The sequence below is a fragment of the Devosia insulae DS-56 genome, assembly GCF_000970465.2.
Taxonomy (GTDB): Bacteria; Pseudomonadota; Alphaproteobacteria; order Rhizobiales; family Devosiaceae; genus Devosia_A; species Devosia_A insulae.
In genome coordinates this window covers 1-1,441 of sequence record NZ_LAJE02000041.1, presented here as the reverse complement: position 1 = coordinate 1,441, position 1,441 = coordinate 1, and the positions used below count along the sequence as shown (strand labels likewise).

1 protein-coding gene is annotated in these 1,441 nt (G+C 67.8%); it reads right to left on the bottom strand.

Translation table 11 applies throughout. The features are described from left to right. Positions 1-107 precede the first annotated feature (107 nt). Entirely contained in the window at positions 108-1,349 is a 1,242-nt protein-coding gene (locus VW23_RS01550) for an efflux RND transporter periplasmic adaptor subunit (RefSeq protein ID WP_069907835.1), read from the bottom strand. Positions 1,350-1,441: the final 92 nt, after the last annotated feature.

Below are 1,441 nucleotides of genomic sequence, written 5' to 3'. Positions count from 1 at the left end.
GAAGGGGGAGGTGCCGCATCGAGTGTCAGGCACGATCGAGCCACAAGCTCGACTCTTCACCTCCCCCCTTGTGGGGGAGGCCGGGCGGGGGCCGTCTCTATCAGTCGTCATGACGGATTTCCCTGACCCTCTGCCGGCCGTCTCCGACCTTCGCCGCCCTGACCACCCGAGGGATCATCGAGCAGTCGTACGCTCGCCCCGGCGGTGAGCTGCTGTACGCCCTGCGTCACCACCTGATCGCCTTCGCCGAGCTCGGCCTTCACCAGCACGCCATCGGAATTGCGCTGGATGATCTCGACCGGCACGCGCTCGACCTTGCCCTCAACGAACTTCCACAAATAGCTGCCGGCGCTCGACCACTGGATCGCCAAGGGGTCGACCGAGGGGAATTGTTCGCCGGGGAAGGTCATGGAAACCGAGAACGACATGCCGGGCCGCAGCAGGCCCTCGTCGTTGGGGATGGCGGCTTCGACCTTCAGGGTGCGGCTCGCCGGATCGATGCGGTTGTCGACGGCGCTGACTTCGCCGGCGATGGTCTGGCCGGGCAGAGCCACGGCCGTCGCAGTCAGCGGCATGCCCTCGGTGATGGCCGAGGCATAGCGCTCGGGCACCCAGAAACTGACGAGGATGTGCGAGGTGTCCTCGATGGTGGTGACGACGCTCTGCGAGGTCACGGTGTTGCCGGCGCTGACCTGAAACAGGCCGACGGTGCCGGCGATCGGCGTCGAGATGGTGCGCCTGGCGAGCGCCAGGTCGGCGTTCTGCAGCTCCAGCCGGGCGTTGTTGAAGGCCAGTTGCGCCGCCGCGACCTGTACCGTCGTGGTGTTATTGGCCTTGGCCAGTTCGTTGGTGCGATCGAGCGCCGTCTGCGCGTCGTCGAAGCCGAGCTTGGCGCGCTCCTGGGCGATCTGCTCGGCATCGGCATCGAGCCGGCCGATCACCGCGCCTGCGGTCACCGCCTCGCCGGGACGTACCGTCAGTTCCGCAAGCGTGCCGCTGGCTGGCGAGACCACGGTCACCGAGTGCGCCGCGGCGCCTTCGCCGATCGAGGTCAGCTTGTCGTTGATGGTGGCGAGCAGCACCGGCGCCGTGACCACCACCATGGTGCGGTTGCCGCCACGACCGCCGCCCGGGCCGCCACCGCCCTCGCCGCCGCCGGGGCCGCGCTGGCCAGCTGCCTGCTGTTGGCCCGGAGCATTTGCCGGGCCGGTCGCCGCCTCAGCCGGTTCGCCAAAGGGCAGGGTGATGCCGAAGCGGGCCAGCGTCTCGGATGCGCCGGGCACGAAGAAGACGTAAGCGGCCGCGGCCGCTCCTATGACGACGAGCGAAAGCAGCAATTGCCTGAACAAGCGACCGAATCCTAAACGAGATGTGCCCCAGCCGGATCAGGGGCAGAACGGCGCGGACGATAGCATCGGCATTCGACGCTTCACATTAAATC